Below are 15692 nucleotides of genomic sequence, written 5' to 3'. Positions count from 1 at the left end.
CAAGTTTATTTATGAATTAGGAATTATTTAAAGGGGTTTAATTAACTCTCGTTAGGGATAATTAAAACTATAATAATCAATTCCTTAAAGCTCTATATAAAGCTTTTCGTGATATAATGAAATGAAAATGGCGAAGATGGGGGACGCTAAGAAATGATTAATGTTTTATTCGTATGTCTTGGTAACATTTGCCGTTCACCAATGGCTGAAGCTATATTGAAAAATCTTCTGGAAAAAGAGGGACTGACAAATCAAGTCTCTGTAGACTCCGCAGGTATCGGCCACTGGCATATTGGAAATCCTCCTCATAAAGGGACAAGAACTATATTGGATCAGAATAAGATTTCCTATGAAGGAATGCTGGCCCGTCAGGTTGATGAAAGTGATTGGGATCGGTTTGATTACATTATTGCGATGGATACTCAAAATATGGAGGACTTACGATCTATCCGTGAAAAAAATAATGTACAAGTCAGCTTATTTATGGATTATGTAGACGATGAAGATTTCAGCGATGTTCCAGACCCGTACTTTACCGGTAATTTCGACTATGTCTATGAGTTAATTACAGCAGGCTGTGAGAAATTATTAACAGAGATTAAAGAACAACAATTTAAGGAGGAAAAATTATGATGGGTAATAAACTGATTAAAGGAGTAGCAGCAGGAGCGATTATTGGAGGGGCGCTTATGATGCTTGATCGTGAAACAAGGCAGTACGTAACAGGGAGATCTAAAACATGTGTTTCTTCATGCAGAAATGTGGCTCAACATCCTTCTGAGGCTATTTATACATTGCGCACGAAATACGAATCTTTTTCGGACAAGCTAAATAGCGGTATTGATCAGGCAATCGAACTTCTAAATAAGGTTGAATCTGCATTAAATAAAATAGGTGAGGTCGACGAAGCGGTGAATAATCAGTTCAGATCCGCAAATAATTCTAAAGAAGCTTCATAAGCGTCAAGATTGGAAGGAGACGGGGGATTATGCGGTTTATTCAGAAGCTGTTCGGCAAAATTGGTAAACATGAAATACCAGGAATGGCTGCTCAACTTTCATATTTTTTCCTGCTGTCTCTATTTCCACTTTTAATTTTCTTAATTACACTTTTAGGTTATTTAAACATAGATGAACAGAGAATTCTTTCGATATTAAGTGTATATGCCCCTGCGAATACTTATGAGATGATTTCAGAAAACTTAAAGGTTTTGCTGAGTGAGAGGAATAGCGGCTTGCTGTCTTTCGGGATTATCGGCACATTTTGGGCGGCATCAAACGGAGTAACATCTCTTATCCGCTCGTTTAATAAAGCATATGAGGTTAGAGAAAAAAGATCATTAATCGTTACCCGGCTCGTTGCCATACTCTTGACCCTTTCTATGGTACTCGTAATAGCCGTTGCATTTCTGCTGCCTGTATTAGGAAATGCGATTGGGGTTTTTGTTTCATCATTATTTGGACTATCTGAAAGTTTTCGAGAGCTATGGGATACGCTAAGATGGGTCATATCTTCCTTTATCTTCTTTACCGTACTTACTTTTCTTTATTATATGGCACCAGATGAGCATTTGAGGGTGAAGGATGTTTTTTATGGGGCTTTATTTTCAACGGTAGGCTGGCAGATTGTCTCCTTGCTTTTTTCCTTTTATGTTGCAAATTTAGGCAACTACTCAGCAACTTATGGAAGTCTTGGCGGCGTTATCGTACTAATGATCTGGTTCTATATTTCCGGGGTAATAATCCTTGTCGGCGGTGAAATAAACGCCCTCATCTATAAACAAAAATTTCCCCATAAAAGATAAAAAAAGGAACAGCCTTTATCGAGGCTGTTCCTTTTTTGCGGGAAATTTACTATTACCTTAGCAGCCTCAGCCCATTGAGGATCACAAGAATCGTGCTGCCTTCGTGCCCAATAACTCCTAAAGGCAGGTCAAGGATCTGAAGAAAGTTACTGGCGATCAATAAAGAAATGACAGCGATTGAAAAGACAACATTTTGTTTAATGATTGTGTTCATCTTTTTAGAAAGATGGATTGCTTCTTCAAGCCTGCTCAGATTATTTTTCATTAACACTAAGTCGGCCGTTTCCAAAGCTACATCTGTTCCTTCTCCCATGGCAATTCCTAAGTCAGCCGAAGCAAGGGCCGGTGCATCGTTAATGCCATCCCCGATCATGGCAACGTTATTAAAATGCTGCTTTAAAAGTTTGAGTTCTTTCACTTTATCTTCCGGCATACATTCAGCGATATATGTCTGAATACCGGCTTCCTTAGCAATCGCTTCTGCAGTAACAGGATTATCCCCTGTCAGCATAACCGTGTAAATCCCTTGCTTCTTTAAGTTTTCAATGGCCTGTTTCGCTTCTTTTCGAACCGTATCTTTAAGAGCAATTAGCGCGATAATTTCATCGTTTTTTGTTACAAAAACAGTCGTTTTTCCTTCGGAAGCAAGCTTCTCAGCGATGCCTTCTTGAAAGGCGAAAGCTTCTTCTCTACCCGCAAATTCCGCATTACCTATTTTCCAAATGTCATGGTTATATTTGGCTTTCACACCTTGGCCGCTTACGTTTGTGACCTCTTCCATCTGTAAGGATGGAACGGAATATTTAGAAAGTTCATTAACGATCGCTTTGGCGAGTGGGTGGTTTGATTCCTGCTCTACCGCTATCGTTATTGCGAAGGTTTCCTCTTTTAATGATTCATCACTTAGTACAATATCGGTTACTTTAGGTGTGCCATTTGTTAATGTACCTGTTTTATCAAATGCAATGGCATCAATATGAGATAAGTTTTCTGCATGTACTCCGCCTTTAAAAAGCAGCCCTTGGCGAGCACTTTTTGAAATAGCCGATAGAGTAGCAGGCATAATCGAAGCGACTAAGGCACAGGGTGAAGCAACTACCAATAAAATCATAGCTCGGTATATTGTATCTGTCCAAGACCAGCCAAACAGATAGTGGGGAAGAAAAAGCATAACAGCGACTGTGATCAGGACAGCTTTTACGTAAACATTTTCAAAACGTTCGATAAACAGCTGGGAAGGTGACTTTTCACTTTGGGCCTGCTGGACCATATGAATGATCCTCTGAAAGAGCGTTTGATCGGAGCGTTTTGTAATTTCGCAGGTGATGCTGCCTGTCAGGTTCACGGTTCCTGCAAAAACTTCGGTCTGTTTCTCCTTATAGACAGGAAGAGATTCACCGGTTATCGCACTCTCATCAATAGAGGTGTTTCCTTTAATAATCACTCCATCAGCCGGAAGTCGCTCTCCAGCTTTTACGAGGATTTGGTCGCCAATATTTAATTCGTTGACAGAAACGAGTTGATAGCCGCTGTTTGTCACTTTTAAGGCTTCATTTGGCTGAATATCCATAAGGGCTGATATTTCACGATTGCTTTTATTTAATGTATAGGTTTCCAGGGCACCGCTTAAAGCAAAGATGAAAATAAGTATGGCTCCTTCTGTCCAATAACCGATAGAAGCACTTCCTATCGCTGCTAAAATCATCAGAAGTTCCACATTGAGTTCTCTTTCCTGCAATGTTTCTGTAATCCCTTCTTTTGCTTTGGCATACCCGCCAATTACGAAGGCTAAGACGTGAAGGACGATGAAGGGGGCAGAAGAGTGATCAGTAGTAATCCATGCCAATAATAGCAGAGCACCGCTCGTTAAAGCTGCGATTAATTCTGCATGTGGCTTAATTTTATCAAAATAAGGAGAAAACGGGAGGGAAGTCATTGATTTACGTAAAGCAGATGTCAAAATAGACATTTTCTCAGCCCCTTTATCAATTAAGTGAACGGCTAATTGTAATTATAATAATTTTAATTTTATATTGATTATTATAATATCATACATTCATGAAACTACAATAGAATTTTGTAAAATGTACCAGGCCTTTTAAACCAAGCAGAGAGGTTGATATTCCGAAAGACTTGGTGCAATATTGTATAGGTATGAATTTTTTACAGGAAGGTGAATTTAATGCGTAAAGGTATTTTATCCATACTTATTCTTTTGTTGTCTGTTGTTCTAATTGCTTGTGGGTCGGAGGAGTCTACATCTAAGTGGGACGAAGTCCAGGAAAGCGGTGAACTTGTTGTAGGAACATCAGGCACACTGTATCCTGCTTCTTTCTACCCTGAAGACTCTGAGGAATTGACAGGTTATGATGTGGAAGTTATGAAAGAGATCGCCAATCGGCTTGATCTAGAACTTTCCTTTGAAGAGTATGGCGTTGATGGTCTGCTTTCATCAATTGAGAGCGGGCGAGTAGATATGGTTATTAATGATATGGAAATTACGGAAAGCCGTGAAGAAAGCTTTGATTTCAGTGAGCCTTATAAATATTCTTATTCAACAATGATTGTTAGAGAAGATGATTTGTCAGGGATTGAAACTCTTGAAGATATCGAAGGAAAGAGACACGGCGGTGGAGCCACTACCGTATTCGCCCAAATTGCTGAACATTACGGGGCAGAAATTGTTTCCTATGGCAATGTAGCTAATGACGTATACTTAAGAGACGTAGAAAATGGAAACACGGACTTGGTTATAAATGATTATTACTTGCAATCTCTTGCTTTAAAGGCGCTGCCCGATATAGAAGTAACGCTTCACCCGGACCTTAAATTTCATCCCACCGAATCTGCGATTGTTATGGGGAATGGGGAAGATGAACTGAAACAGAAGATTGATGAGACACTACAGGAAATGCGTGAAGACGGAACTTTAACAAAAATCTCTAAAGAATTCTTCGGCGGTCAAGACGCTTCTGAAAAACCGGAAGAAGATATAGAAGAAATTGAAGGATTGGAACTGTAAGGTGAAATCTTATGCTGTCAGTTGACGTAAGATCCATCAACTTTGAGAAGTTCTTTGTTTTAGACCGTGCATGGGATAGCCTTCCTTTTATACTCGAAGGAGTACCCTATACGTTATTAGTGGCTGTGATAGGGATGGCCATCGGACTGATTCTTGGCTTCTTCCTGGCACTTGCCAGAAGTTCGGAGAAACGGCTGCTCAGATGGCCGGCCAGGCTTTACATTTCCTTTATGCGCGGAACACCGGTGCTTGTTTATTTATTCGTTCTTTACTTTGGACTTCCAATTCTGGGAATAACTCTTTCCGCCGTACTGGCTGCAATTATCGGTTTTGGAACAAACAGTGCCGCCTATATTGCTGAAATTAACCGATCTTCTTTAGCCAGCGTGGCGAAAGGGCAGTGGGAATCCGCGAGGGCGTTAGGACTGTCCTATTGGCAGACGATGAGAAGAATCATTATGCCTCAGGCTGTCCGGATTGCAGTACCACCGCTCAGCAATGTATTCTTAGACCTGTTAAAAGCCACTTCTTTGGCAGCTATGATCTCGGTTCCTGAAATATTAAACAAAGCTCAGGTTGTAGCAGGACGGACAAATGACTCAATGACTCTTTACATTTTAGCCGCTCTTGTTTACTGGCCGCTTACTATGGTGTTTTCCTTTTTGCAGGATCGTTTGGAAAAAAAATACAGCAAATATCTATAAAAATGCATATTACACAGGCTGTTGAGAAGTTTTGACAGCCTGTGTTTTTATGTGGTTATAAAACTGGCAAGACTCCTGTCAGCTTTATTGGCCACTAAAACTCTAATTCTTCATACACATATGGTTCTTTTGGTGTTTCAATCTTTTTAATAGAAGCAGGCTCTATCATGGGAAGCTCCCAATTATTATGTTTTACTTTTTTTAAGGTACCTGTAACTTCTACCCACGTATCGTTTTTAAAACGACTATACTCTTGCCCCCCACCTTGGACCAGAAGCCCGTAAATCCCTCCATCAGCCACACAGCAGCTGATTCCGAATCGGCCAATAACAATTTGGTCTTCAGGGAAACTGTCTTCTCGAAAAACAAAACCGTTCATCGTAATTTCTTTACCGACATATTGATCAGCATTGTCTTCCAAAATGGAAATACCGCCGATATATGTATCTTCGTTTAAAACTAAACTCTCATTGTTTGAAAATTCTTTATATAGTTTAGGGTAACGGTCTTCCGGGGTTAATATTGCCGGGTCTTCCAACAGGTCCTGCTCATCTGATTCTTCTGCAGAATCACCTGTACTAACGTTACTTTCCGGCTTATTAAAGCTGTCACTTGGTGAAGTGGAATTAAGTTCATATTTAAAACCTTTAATAGAGGCTTGAGAACTCCCGAGAACATGATCCGAAAACAACATGCCTGTAAAAATAGGAACTATGAATAACGAATACACTAAGAATGAACGGGGCATGGAATCCGTTAAGTCATGAGAATGGCCGCAGTCGCATGAATGTTCATCCTCAGGACTATCACTTTTGAAAAATTGAATAACAGACAGTACGATAATTACAAATAAGGCAAAATAAATATAGGGAGTCATCCTAGGAGCGATAAATTTGTGGATATCCCCTGTTATAAGAAGGTTTATGATAAATAGACCAAAGCCCAACAGAATGATGCTTCTAAAAAAATAATGAGAGTTTTTTGACATAAATTTTCACTCCTTACATAAATAACATTTCAAAAATAAGAGTTACAGCAAAGACGACACAGGTTACGATGATAAGGAAAGACAGTACAAATCTCTTTTTAAAATAGGCCACCATTAATATAGTATTTTTTAAGTCAGTCATCGGTCCGTATACGAGAAAAGCTAGTAGGGAGCTGCTGGAAAATAGACTTCCAAATGAAGAGGCTACAAAAGCATCTGCTTCTGAACATAAGGAAAGCAAGTAAGCTAGTCCCATCATTACTGCCGGACCGGTAATAAATCCGTTCCCTACTTCTACAAGCAGGTCTCTTGCCATGAAGGTTTGTATGATGCTGGCAATTAAAGCACCGATAATTAAGTATTTGCCCATTTCAAAAAATTCATCGCTGGCATGATAGAAGGTTTCAACGAAACGATTCCCATGACTATGTTGGTGGTCCACAGCTCTCATCGATTCTTTTAACTGCCAGGAGTTTTTATATTTATTATAAATAAAGGCACCAATGATGATTGAGGCCACAAAGGCCAGTCCCATTCTTGCCCAGGCGATCGTAAGGTTCGTTTGAAAAGCATAGAAGGTTGATAGAAAAACAATTGGATTTAATATTGGAGCTGATACAAGGATTACAATTCCTACATGAAGCGGCATCCCCTTTTTGATAAGCCGTCGTACAATCGGGACAATTGCACATTCGCATACAGGAAACACGGCTCCAATTGTCACTGCAGGAAACAGTGCCAGTACTGGATTAGAAGGTATAAATCGGTCGAGGGTCTCTTCCTTCACAAAGGTTTGAATTAAAGCTGAAGCGAAAACACCAAGCAGGACAAAGGGAATGGCTTCAAGTACGATACTTAAGAAAATAGTATTCACGTCCAGCAGTGAGGGAACAATTGAAGCTATCACCGAAACAGGAAAAAGATCTCCGTAGATAAAAGCGGCAAAAAATAAAAAAAGCAGCAGGTACCCCCACTTATTGGAAGTTTGAATTACTTGATCCAATGGTCATCCTCCTTTAAAATGTAAATCGTAATAATTACTTTTTCCCTTCCATTATTCTGCCTTAAATATTAGTTTTGTCAATATAAAGTTTACTGCCATTTACTTCAACATATGAACGTATTATAATTTAATTCGTAATGATTATTATTATGAGAGGGATTTTCTATGAAAACAGATAAAATAATAGAAATGAACCAGATTTCTTTTAAATATGACAGAGAGTGGATTGTAAAGGATGTCGACCTCACGATTGAACAAGGGCAGTTCCTTGGTCTTGTCGGACCTAACGGTTCAGGAAAATCAACTTTAATTAAGCTGATGCTCGGCCTTGAAAAACCGGACAGAGGTTCTGTGAAGCTGTTCGGCAAGCCATTTAAACAGTTTCACCAATGGCAGGAGATCGGGTTTGTTTCCCAGAAAGCGAACAGTTTTAATTCAGGGTTTCCCGCAACTGTGATAGAAGTTGTAAAAACAGGACTGGTATCGAGAATAGGAGCTTTCCGCTTCTTTAATAAAAAGCATAAGCAAAAAGCGATGGATGCTTTAAGGACCGTAGAGATGGAAGATTATGCCCATGTCAATATCGGCGAGTTATCCGGCGGCCAGCAGCAGCGCGTCTTTATAGCCAGAGCTCTGGTGAGTGATCCTTCACTGTTAATCCTTGATGAACCGACGGTCGGTGTAGATGCCGAGCATGTGACTGCATTTTACAAACTGTTGGAAGATCTTAATAAAGAAAAAGGTATTTCCCTGCTTATGGTTACTCATGATATTGGGACGATTACAGAACACGCGACTCACGTAGTCTGCATGAATAAGACCATTCATTTTCACGGGGCTTCTGAAGAGTATAAAGAATTTGGGGAGGAAGATTTAAACCGCCTGTATGGTCATTCCGTTCAGCAGCTCACCCACAATCATGAGGTGACTCATCCATGATCAGCAGCTTTCTAGAATATGAATTTTTGCAAAACGCTGCAATTACTGGTTTATTAATTGGGATTGTTGCGCCATTGCTCGGTGTATTTATCGTTGTGAGGCGGCTTTCATTAATCGCGGATGCCCTCTCACATATCACTCTCACAGGAATAGCGGCCAGCCTGCTGCTGGAGAAAAGAGTGTCTAATATAAATGAATTAAATCCTGTTTACATGGGAATGGTGTTTTCTGTAGGAGGAGCCATTCTTATTGAGAAATTGAGGAAAGTTTACAAACATTATGAAGAGCTTGCCATTCCTATTATTTTATCAGGCGGTATAGGAGTTGGAGTCATTTTAATTTCGCTGGCTGAAGGTTTTAATACAGACTTGTTCAGCTATTTGTTTGGAAGTGTAACCGCAGTAAGCCGTTCCAGTATGTGGACCGTAGTTTTTATTACCCTCGCAGTGCTTGCAGTTGTGGTCATGTTCTATAAGGAACTCTTCGTCCTTTCCTTCGATGAGGAACATGCTTCCATCTCCGGGGTGAACGGCCGCTGGATTCATTTAATGTTCATTGTTATGGTAGCCCTAGTTATTGCTTCGTCGATGCAGGTCGTTGGGATACTGCTTGTATCCGCACTGATGACCCTTCCTGTCGCAGCTGCCTTAAGGATAGCATCAAGCTTTAAACAAACGATTGGCTTGTCTATATTTTTTGGAGAATTCTCTGTTATACTTGGCTTAATTTCTTCTTATCATTTAAGCGTTCCACCTGGTGGGACGATAGTAGTGATTGCTATTCTCGTGCTTATTATGGCTATCTTATTTAAGAAAGTAAGAAATCAGTTACATGTAAAGGGTGAAACCGCATGAAATTAGAGTCAGCTTTGCAGAAGTTAAAAACGAGCGGATATAAGAAAACAAAGCAGAGAGAAAGAATCTTAGAAATTCTTATTGAGCATGATCAATATATTGCAGCAAAAACGATTTTAAAACAGATTCAGAAGGATTTTCCGGGAGTCAGCTATGATACGGTCTATCGTAATTTATATCTGCTTACAGAAGAAGAAATCCTTGAATCTACAGATCTCAGTGGTGAAAAGCATTTCCGGATGGGCTGTGATACGAAAGGACACCATCATCACTTCATTTGCACCGATTGCGGAAAGACTAAGTCTATTGATTTCTGCCCGATGGAGAGCCTCAACGAAAATCTTCGAGGCTACGATATTGAAAATCATAAGTTTGAAATTTATGGGAAATGTCCGGTTTGCAGCTGATCATTTATATGGTAAAGGTTTTTGAAAGATCTTATATGGCTTGAAGAGAAACTAAGTTTTTCTTCAAGCTTTTTTAAACCTTAGCATGGAAGAAGATCACTCTATAGAAATGGATAAAGAAAACAGAAGTAATGATTACTATTTACAGAGCGTAATCATTACTATATACTGAGTTAATGTCCATGATAGCAAGGAGGAACACAATCATGAAACGGGGAATCATTTATATTTTTATATTTACAGGGATTTTATTACTGGGAGCGTGCAGTAATCAATCCTCTGAAGAAGAAGGAAAGAACAGGTTGAAAATTAATACAACGGTTTATCCCCTGGAATATTTTACAGAAAGAATCGCTGGGGAGAAGGCTGAAGTAAAGTCGATCCTGCCGGCAGGATCTGATGCTCATTCATATGAGCCATCGACGAAAGAAATGGTTAAATTAGCAGAAGCGGATGCATTTATATACAACGGCGCCGGATTAGAATCCTACGCTGAAAAAATATCTGATGCAATAGAATCAGAGGATGTGACTATTCTGGAAGCCGCAAAAGGAATAAATCTTGAAGAGAGCGGCCACACTCATGCGGAAGATGAAAAAAATGAGAGTGAACATAATCACGAGGAAGAAAGTCATAGCGATGAAGGAACGGAAGAGTCACATGATGACCATACAGGACACGACCATGGAGAAAACAATCCTCACATCTGGCTTGATCCCGTTCGTTCCGTTGAAATCGCAGAAAATATTAAGGAAATGCTTGTAAGTCTGGACCCTGAATCAGAAGAACAGTTTAACGAGAATTTTGAAACTTTAAAAACAGATCTTGAAGAATTGGATCAAAAATTCCATGACGAGGTAGCGGGACAGTACAAAAATGAAATTATTGTTTCACACGCCGCATATGGTTACTGGGAGCAGGCTTATGGGTTAGAGCAAATCCCTGTATCCGGAATCAGTCCAACAAATGAGCCATCCCAAAAAGAGCTTGAAAAGATTATACAGACAGCCAGAGAGCACGACTTAAATTACGTCCTGTTTGAACAGAACATTACTCCTAAAGTATCAGAAGTCGTCCAAAAAGAAATTGGAGCAGAACCGCTCAGAATTCATAACTTATCCGTACTTACGGAAGATGACATCAAAGCAGGAGAGGACTACTTCAGCTTAATGGATAAAAATATTGAAGTGTTACACAAGGCCTTAACAGATTAATACAAAAAGCTGCCCTTCCTATGCAGAAGAGGCAGCTTTTTTTTGTGCTGGATGTAAGGCAACACCGAGAAAAACAAGAACTAATGTTATGACGATGAGAAAGAAGAAGGATACTCCTTCAAATACATCGATGAATACTCCTGTAATCGATGGTCCTGCAATACTGCCAATACTAAAGGACATCCCACAGAGAATGTTGCCTGCGGGAAGAAGATCCTTAGGCAAAAGGTCCGTCATATAAGTAATTCCAAGCGAGAAAAGAGAACCTACAAAGAAACCACCGATGGCAAACGTTATAAACAATCCGGCCGTTGAGCTTTCAAAAATGCCGGCTAGTGTAAAGGAGACAATTCCTCCGGCTATGACTGAAGTAATGATGATTTTTCTTCCATATCGGTCGCTCAGCGCTCCTAAAGGAATCTGAGACAAAAGGCTGGCAGCCGCAAAGGATGGAATGATTAGTGAAAGCATATTTACATCATGACCGATTCTCAGTCCATAAACGGGGAAAGTGGCATGCAGAGTTGCTTCGAGAAAACCATAGGTTAACGGAGGCAGGAAAGCTGCCCAGCCAAGCTTGATTGCAAGGCCAAACCTTTTAATGGAACTTGTTCCATAAGCCGTTTGCTGCTCCTGAGGGGGCATCTGATTGCGGACAAGCCACATCGTCATCCAGACAGCGAAACTAATGACAGATGAAATAATAAATGGCAGAGCCATACTGATTGAAAGTAAATTTGTCATCAGCGGACCAAATGTAAAGCCAAGACTGAAAAACAGACCGTAGTAAGCTATGCTTCGTCCACGTGATTTTTCGTGAGCGGTTGCTGTAATCCAGGTTTGGGTACCGAAATGAAGAATCTGATCTCCAATACCGATCATCATCCTAAGAATGAACCAGAACCATAAGGCTTGCCATAGCGGGAAAAGAGCCAGTGAAACAATAACTAAAACTCCGCCAAACATAATGACAGGTTTATAACCGAATTTCTGCAAAGGTTTTTCCATGAAAGGGGATGAAATTAAAATCCCTATGTATAAAGCAGCTGCATGCAGTCCGTTTACTGATGATGAAACACCATTCTGCTCTAAAATAACAGCAAGTAATGGGAGCAGCATACCTTGAGAAAATCCTGAAATTGTAACAAGAGCGATAAGGATCCAAAAACGCGTGCGATTGGAAACTATGGAAACCACCTCCATGAAAATAGGAATACTTATTTATCCTATCTGATTTCCTTTGGAAAGCCAACGGATTTTATTTGCCCTGACTCTAATCGAGTTAGGAGGATTCTCCCATATTATTAAAGAAAAACTGCTCTGTCTGTTCATTTATTTGAGAATAAACCTTTTGTATTGTTTCATACTAAAATAATGCAGATAGGAGGGAACGTATGAAAATAGCAATTATGGGTGCTGGACTATCAGGCCTTTCCTGTGCTCTGACTCTGGAAAAGCAAGGGTTTACGGCTGATATATTTGAAAAACGGGAGATGGCAGGGGACAGGTTTATCATTGCGGAAGCCATGTTTTCTATGTTCCATACTCCGTTCGATGATGCGGTAAGGTATTTGTCTGAAACCCACGATATTCATTTAAAACCATCAAGTAACCTTAATAAAGTATTTGTTTACTCTAAAAATGAAACATCTTTTATCGACGGACCTTTAGGGTTCACGAATATGAGAGGCAAACACCCCGAGGCTTATGAAAGACAGCTGGCTGAACAATTAAAAGGCTCGATTCATTATAATGCCACTGTGACCTATGAGGACCTTTCAAAAGAATATACTCATATTGTTTTAGCCACAGGAGATGCATTAGATACAAAGAAATTGCAGCCATATGAGGTGGCTTATAAAGCCAGCTTTAAAGGAGCCATCATTCAAGGAGATTTTATGGAGACTGAGGCCCACGCCTTCTTTAATAATGACTATGCGCCTAAGGGAATGGGATACCTTTTACCACATTCAAATTGTGAAGCCACCCTCGTGTTAGTCTATCCACAATACCCGGAAAATGAAAAACTGGATAAGGAATATTTATGGGGGAAATTCTTTCAAGAATGTTGCAGGCGTCTAGACCAGGACTTTAAAGTAGTACACGAGTACTCCATAAAAGATTATCGAATTGGTAAAACAGAGACACCGCGAATAGGCAACACATTTTTTGTAGGAAATTGCTGGGGAGCCATTACACCGGTTTTTGGTTTTGGCCAATTTGAATCTATGTTAACAGGTATATATGCTGCTCAGGATATAGCCGGTATGGGGAATTATGAAAAGCTGGTCCAGCCTTTATATCAAAGTTACCATGATTCTTTAACATTACGCAGAACTTTAGAGAAGCTGGATAATCATCAATTAGATCTTCTAACAAAGTCACTTAATAATAAATTAGTGGAAGAGCTGATTACGAGTAAGAAAGTCGACTTTTTTAAAGTGTTAAGTCGAATCATTCACCCTCTTCCAAGGAAGGCTTAGGCGAGTCCTCTTTATATTTCCGGAAGAAGTAAGGTGTAGGTTAAGCCGTTCAAATTATGAACGGCTTTTTTTAGAACCTCTTTTCGACAGCGTTTAAGGAATGAAGGTTATTTATGAACTATTTAAGTATGTTGTGTCTCATATAATTCAAAAAATCAGCATAATTTTACAGCGTGTAATTTTAAGTTAATATAAGAGTAAGAGTTATAAAAGAGGAGGATGAAATATGGATTTTTATTTAAAAGAAGGCGGCATTCGTACATCTTTTGAGTATGGCGAAATGGATATTTCCGGAGACGAGACGTATGGGTATCGGCCGTATCAGCTGATGGTTGCTTCTGTAGCCGGCTGCAGCCTTGGAGTATATCGGAAAATCCTGGACAAGCAGAGAGTTAATTATGAAGATATTAAAGTTTCCGCGGATATTGTCCGTAACCCAGAAGAGTCCAATCGAATTACACGCATTCAACTTCATTTCGTCGTTAAAGGCTATCGCCTAAGCCAGGATAAACTACTGAAGAGCTTGGAAATCTCCAAGAAAAACTGTTCGATGGTCCAGTCTGTCATTAACAGTATAAAAGTGGAAGAAACTCTTGAGTGTATTGAATTAACAAAATAAGAATGTAAAGAGCCAATCCTGAAGAGCAGGTTTAGGCTCTTTTTTTATGTAATCATGAAAGCGGTTAGATTTTTATTGCTTTCAGTGATAAATATCAATCGCTCACAGTTATTACAATAGTAATTGTTGGGAAAATGATTGATTTTTGGATGAAGTTAGCGTTATTTGACATTGAATCTCCTGGATTTTTGTGCCGGTAAATCATGCTATTGGCAGCAATTCGTAAAATTGCTATTGATGTTGCACTGTATTTTCTTCCTCAATTTTCTTTATATCGATTGATAATTTCATGTTCGTCTTGCAGAAAAGATTCGGCTTAAGCCTTACAGTATCAAAAACTCTAACGAAAACCTTTGCAATGATTTTGGCTCTTATGATAGGGAGAACCGACGGATTCGGCACTATAATTCCAGATATTTAATGGTCCGTTTATCCAATTTTTTAATCAAAAAGCAGAACGCGCGATAAATCATCTGCTTTCACAGTAACGAATAGGCCGAGGCTAATTTCACATGATAAAAGAAAAAGAAAGGAGTCCCTATCATGAAGAGCCTAGGATTTATTATATTTATAAGCTTTTTGCTGTTTTCTCTGCCATTCCATACAGTGGCAAAAGAAAAACATCCTCACATTCCCAGCCATGTATTGAACATTTCTAAAGACAATACGTTCCCTAATTCAACAGAGCAGCAGGAAATCCTTGAGGCGGAAGATCTGACCGGGGAGCTGATCTATGAGTCAGAAGTTCCGGTCGTAAACCCGGAGCTGATTAAAATGCTCAACGGGTCAACTATTAAACCCTCTCCGATTGCTATCGGTTATCGTGGTGAAATTTTTCTAGGCAGGTGGCCGTTATCTTATAGCTCAAAAGAAAGTAACATCAACTGGGAGTATCAGCAGATAAATACAAACGAGCTGAATAACCAGGTAGGCAGGCAAACGGAAGAAATAAGTTATCTTCAGCAGGAAGAGAAGACAGTAAACGGTGGCCTTACAACAAAAAGCAAGGAAAGCGAGCAGATAATGAGACTGATCCTGCTTGAAGCTCAAAGCCACTCCAAACTTCCACTTTCTTATAAAGCAGTCATTGGAAGAGGGACAGAGCAGCCGAATAAATATGCTGTGCCTGTAGACAAAGTCGGACAGTTAAAAGCATTTGCTCCCGCACTTAATGAAAAGGGAGAGGTTGCCTTTGGGGATGTTTACATCAAACTAAAAGGTTCCAAGAAAATGCTCGAAATAAAGAATGTGACAAGACAGAATGTGGGGGCCTGGATTCCTGTTCAGGACCATGTCAGTTTTTCTTATGAATTACACTAAAAAAAGTGCCTGCGGAATTTGGAATCCTCCTACTAATTTCGCAGCGCTTTTTTTGAGTGGAATGCAGTATCCGTCTGGTAATTAGTGGAGAATAAGCGTTAGCGGGTGGACAGAATGAATGACTTGTACTATGATAGGCAAGGTTAATTCATTGAAAAAAGGAGCTTCTTCTGTGGCACAAGATGAAAAAATGACTGAATTGAAGTTAAGACTAACAGATGTGATGAGCAGAATCGAAAAAATGGATCCTGAGAAAACATCGGTTGATGATATAGATGCATTAATTCGTATGCTCGAAGATTTAGAAAAAAAACTGTAAGCTGCTCTCATTTTTA

17 protein-coding genes are annotated in these 15692 nt (G+C 39.7%); 13 read left to right on the top strand and 4 right to left on the bottom strand.

Annotation, left to right across the window (positions count from 1 at the left end; all coding sequences use genetic code 11):
* Window positions 1-153: 153 nt before the first annotated feature.
* The 3 genes from B7E06_RS16680 to B7E06_RS16670 are packed head-to-tail and all read left to right on the top strand — an operon-like array spanning window position 154 to window position 1804.
* Window positions 154-633: a low molecular weight protein-tyrosine-phosphatase gene (locus tag B7E06_RS16680; protein ID WP_082235065.1), complete on the top strand. Its 480-nt coding sequence runs from the start codon at window positions 154-156 to the stop codon at window positions 631-633.
* The gene (locus B7E06_RS16675) at window positions 630-959 is read left to right on the top strand and encodes a YtxH domain-containing protein (protein WP_082235064.1); all 330 of its coding nucleotides are present in this window, start codon (window positions 630-632) and stop codon (window positions 957-959) included. Before B7E06_RS16680 ends, B7E06_RS16675 begins: the two co-directional genes overlap by 4 nt.
* A gap of 29 nt (window positions 960-988) precedes the next feature.
* A complete protein-coding gene (locus B7E06_RS16670; RefSeq protein ID WP_082235063.1) occupies window positions 989-1804 on the top strand; it encodes a YihY/virulence factor BrkB family protein in 816 nt (271 codons plus the stop codon).
* Window positions 1805-1856: 52 nt separating this feature from the next.
* Here the strand turns inward: B7E06_RS16670 and B7E06_RS16665 are convergent, their stop codons facing one another.
* Window positions 1857-3773, bottom strand: a complete 1917-nt coding sequence (locus B7E06_RS16665; RefSeq protein ID WP_082235062.1) for a heavy metal translocating P-type ATPase — start codon at window positions 3771-3773, stop codon at window positions 1857-1859.
* 213 nt (window positions 3774-3986) lie between these two features.
* Between B7E06_RS16665 and B7E06_RS16660 the strand changes: the two genes are divergently transcribed.
* Together B7E06_RS16660 and B7E06_RS16655 are read left to right on the top strand one after the other, a co-directional pair.
* The gene (locus B7E06_RS16660) at window positions 3987-4826 is read left to right on the top strand and encodes a transporter substrate-binding domain-containing protein (protein ID WP_082235061.1); all 840 of its coding nucleotides are present in this window, start codon (window positions 3987-3989) and stop codon (window positions 4824-4826) included.
* Window positions 4827-4837: 11 nt separating this feature from the next.
* Entirely contained in the window at window positions 4838-5530 is a 693-nt protein-coding gene (locus B7E06_RS16655) for an amino acid ABC transporter permease (protein ID WP_082235060.1), read from the top strand.
* Between the two features lie 94 nt (window positions 5531-5624).
* Here B7E06_RS16655 and B7E06_RS16650 read toward each other — a convergent pair whose 3' ends face one another.
* Window positions 5625-6518, bottom strand: coding sequence for a TIGR03943 family putative permease subunit (locus B7E06_RS16650; RefSeq protein WP_082235059.1), 894 nt, complete (start codon window positions 6516-6518; stop codon window positions 5625-5627).
* A 13-nt stretch (window positions 6519-6531) separates the two neighbouring features.
* Complete coding sequence (locus B7E06_RS16645; protein WP_143414514.1) at window positions 6532-7521, bottom strand: permease; 990 nt, start codon at window positions 7519-7521, stop codon at window positions 6532-6534.
* 165 nt (window positions 7522-7686) lie between these two features.
* Here B7E06_RS16645 and B7E06_RS16640 point away from each other — a divergent pair, with 165 nt between their 5' ends.
* From B7E06_RS16640 to B7E06_RS16625, 4 genes are all read left to right on the top strand, one after another.
* A complete protein-coding gene (locus B7E06_RS16640) occupies window positions 7687-8460 on the top strand; it encodes a metal ABC transporter ATP-binding protein (RefSeq protein ID WP_082235058.1) in 774 nt (257 codons plus the stop codon).
* Window positions 8457-9314, top strand: coding sequence for a metal ABC transporter permease (locus B7E06_RS16635; RefSeq protein ID WP_082235057.1), 858 nt, complete (start codon window positions 8457-8459; stop codon window positions 9312-9314). The genes B7E06_RS16640 and B7E06_RS16635 overlap by 4 nt, the downstream gene beginning before the upstream one ends.
* Window positions 9311-9721 (top strand): Fur family transcriptional regulator, encoded by a 411-nt coding sequence (locus B7E06_RS16630; protein WP_082235056.1) that lies wholly within the window; start codon window positions 9311-9313, stop codon window positions 9719-9721. Before B7E06_RS16635 ends, B7E06_RS16630 begins: the two co-directional genes overlap by 4 nt.
* Window positions 9722-9927: 206 nt before the next feature.
* Entirely contained in the window at window positions 9928-10935 is a 1008-nt protein-coding gene (locus tag B7E06_RS16625; protein ID WP_082235055.1) for a metal ABC transporter solute-binding protein, Zn/Mn family, read from the top strand.
* Window positions 10936-10953: 18 nt separating this feature from the next.
* Here B7E06_RS16625 and B7E06_RS16620 read toward each other — a convergent pair whose 3' ends face one another.
* Window positions 10954-12123, bottom strand: coding sequence for an MFS transporter (locus B7E06_RS16620; protein ID WP_082236041.1), 1170 nt, complete (start codon window positions 12121-12123; stop codon window positions 10954-10956).
* Between the two features lie 206 nt (window positions 12124-12329).
* Between B7E06_RS16620 and B7E06_RS16615 the strand changes: the two genes are divergently transcribed.
* The 4 genes from B7E06_RS16615 to B7E06_RS16600 all read left to right on the top strand — a co-directional run bounded on the left by B7E06_RS16615 (window position 12330) and on the right by B7E06_RS16600 (window position 15676).
* Entirely contained in the window at window positions 12330-13418 is a 1089-nt protein-coding gene (locus tag B7E06_RS16615) for an NAD(P)/FAD-dependent oxidoreductase (RefSeq protein WP_082235054.1), read from the top strand.
* Between the two features lie 226 nt (window positions 13419-13644).
* Entirely contained in the window at window positions 13645-14037 is a 393-nt protein-coding gene (locus B7E06_RS16610; RefSeq protein WP_082235053.1) for an OsmC family protein, read from the top strand.
* Between the two features lie 543 nt (window positions 14038-14580).
* Window positions 14581-15357, top strand: a complete 777-nt coding sequence (locus B7E06_RS16605) for a YfkD family protein (protein WP_143414513.1) — start codon at window positions 14581-14583, stop codon at window positions 15355-15357.
* A 118-nt stretch (window positions 15358-15475) separates the two neighbouring features.
* Entirely contained in the window at window positions 15476-15676 is a 201-nt protein-coding gene (locus B7E06_RS16600) for an SE1561 family protein (protein WP_082235051.1), read from the top strand.
* Window positions 15677-15692: the final 16 nt, after the last annotated feature.

This window comes from Halobacillus massiliensis (assembly GCF_900166625.1).
Lineage (GTDB): Bacteria > Bacillota > Bacilli > Bacillales > Halobacillaceae > Halobacillus_A > Halobacillus_A massiliensis.
This window is presented reverse-complemented; position numbering and strand designations above follow the sequence as displayed.

Coding starts and splice junctions, on each gene's coding strand:
- B7E06_RS16600 (WP_082235051.1), top strand. CDS start 15,476: ATGACTTGTACTATGATAGGCAAGGTTAATTCATTGAAAAAAGGAGCT.
- B7E06_RS16660 (WP_082235061.1), top strand. CDS start 3,987: ATGCGTAAAGGTATTTTATCCATACTTATTCTTTTGTTGTCTGTTGTT.
- B7E06_RS16630 (WP_082235056.1), top strand. CDS start 9,311: ATGAAATTAGAGTCAGCTTTGCAGAAGTTAAAAACGAGCGGATATAAG.
- B7E06_RS16670 (WP_082235063.1), top strand. CDS start 989: ATGCGGTTTATTCAGAAGCTGTTCGGCAAAATTGGTAAACATGAAATA.
- B7E06_RS16640 (WP_082235058.1), top strand. CDS start 7,687: ATGAAAACAGATAAAATAATAGAAATGAACCAGATTTCTTTTAAATAT.
- B7E06_RS16615 (WP_082235054.1), top strand. CDS start 12,330: ATGAAAATAGCAATTATGGGTGCTGGACTATCAGGCCTTTCCTGTGCT.
- B7E06_RS16610 (WP_082235053.1), top strand. CDS start 13,645: ATGGATTTTTATTTAAAAGAAGGCGGCATTCGTACATCTTTTGAGTAT.
- B7E06_RS16665 (WP_082235062.1), bottom strand. CDS start 3,773: ATGTCTATTTTGACATCTGCTTTACGTAAATCAATGACTTCCCTCCCG.
- B7E06_RS16635 (WP_082235057.1), top strand. CDS start 8,457: ATGATCAGCAGCTTTCTAGAATATGAATTTTTGCAAAACGCTGCAATT.
- B7E06_RS16680 (WP_082235065.1), top strand. CDS start 154: ATGATTAATGTTTTATTCGTATGTCTTGGTAACATTTGCCGTTCACCA.
- B7E06_RS16655 (WP_082235060.1), top strand. CDS start 4,838: ATGCTGTCAGTTGACGTAAGATCCATCAACTTTGAGAAGTTCTTTGTT.
- B7E06_RS16650 (WP_082235059.1), bottom strand. CDS start 6,518: ATGTCAAAAAACTCTCATTATTTTTTTAGAAGCATCATTCTGTTGGGC.
- B7E06_RS16605 (WP_143414513.1), top strand. CDS start 14,581: ATGAAGAGCCTAGGATTTATTATATTTATAAGCTTTTTGCTGTTTTCT.
- B7E06_RS16625 (WP_082235055.1), top strand. CDS start 9,928: ATGAAACGGGGAATCATTTATATTTTTATATTTACAGGGATTTTATTA.
- B7E06_RS16675 (WP_082235064.1), top strand. CDS start 630: ATGATGGGTAATAAACTGATTAAAGGAGTAGCAGCAGGAGCGATTATT.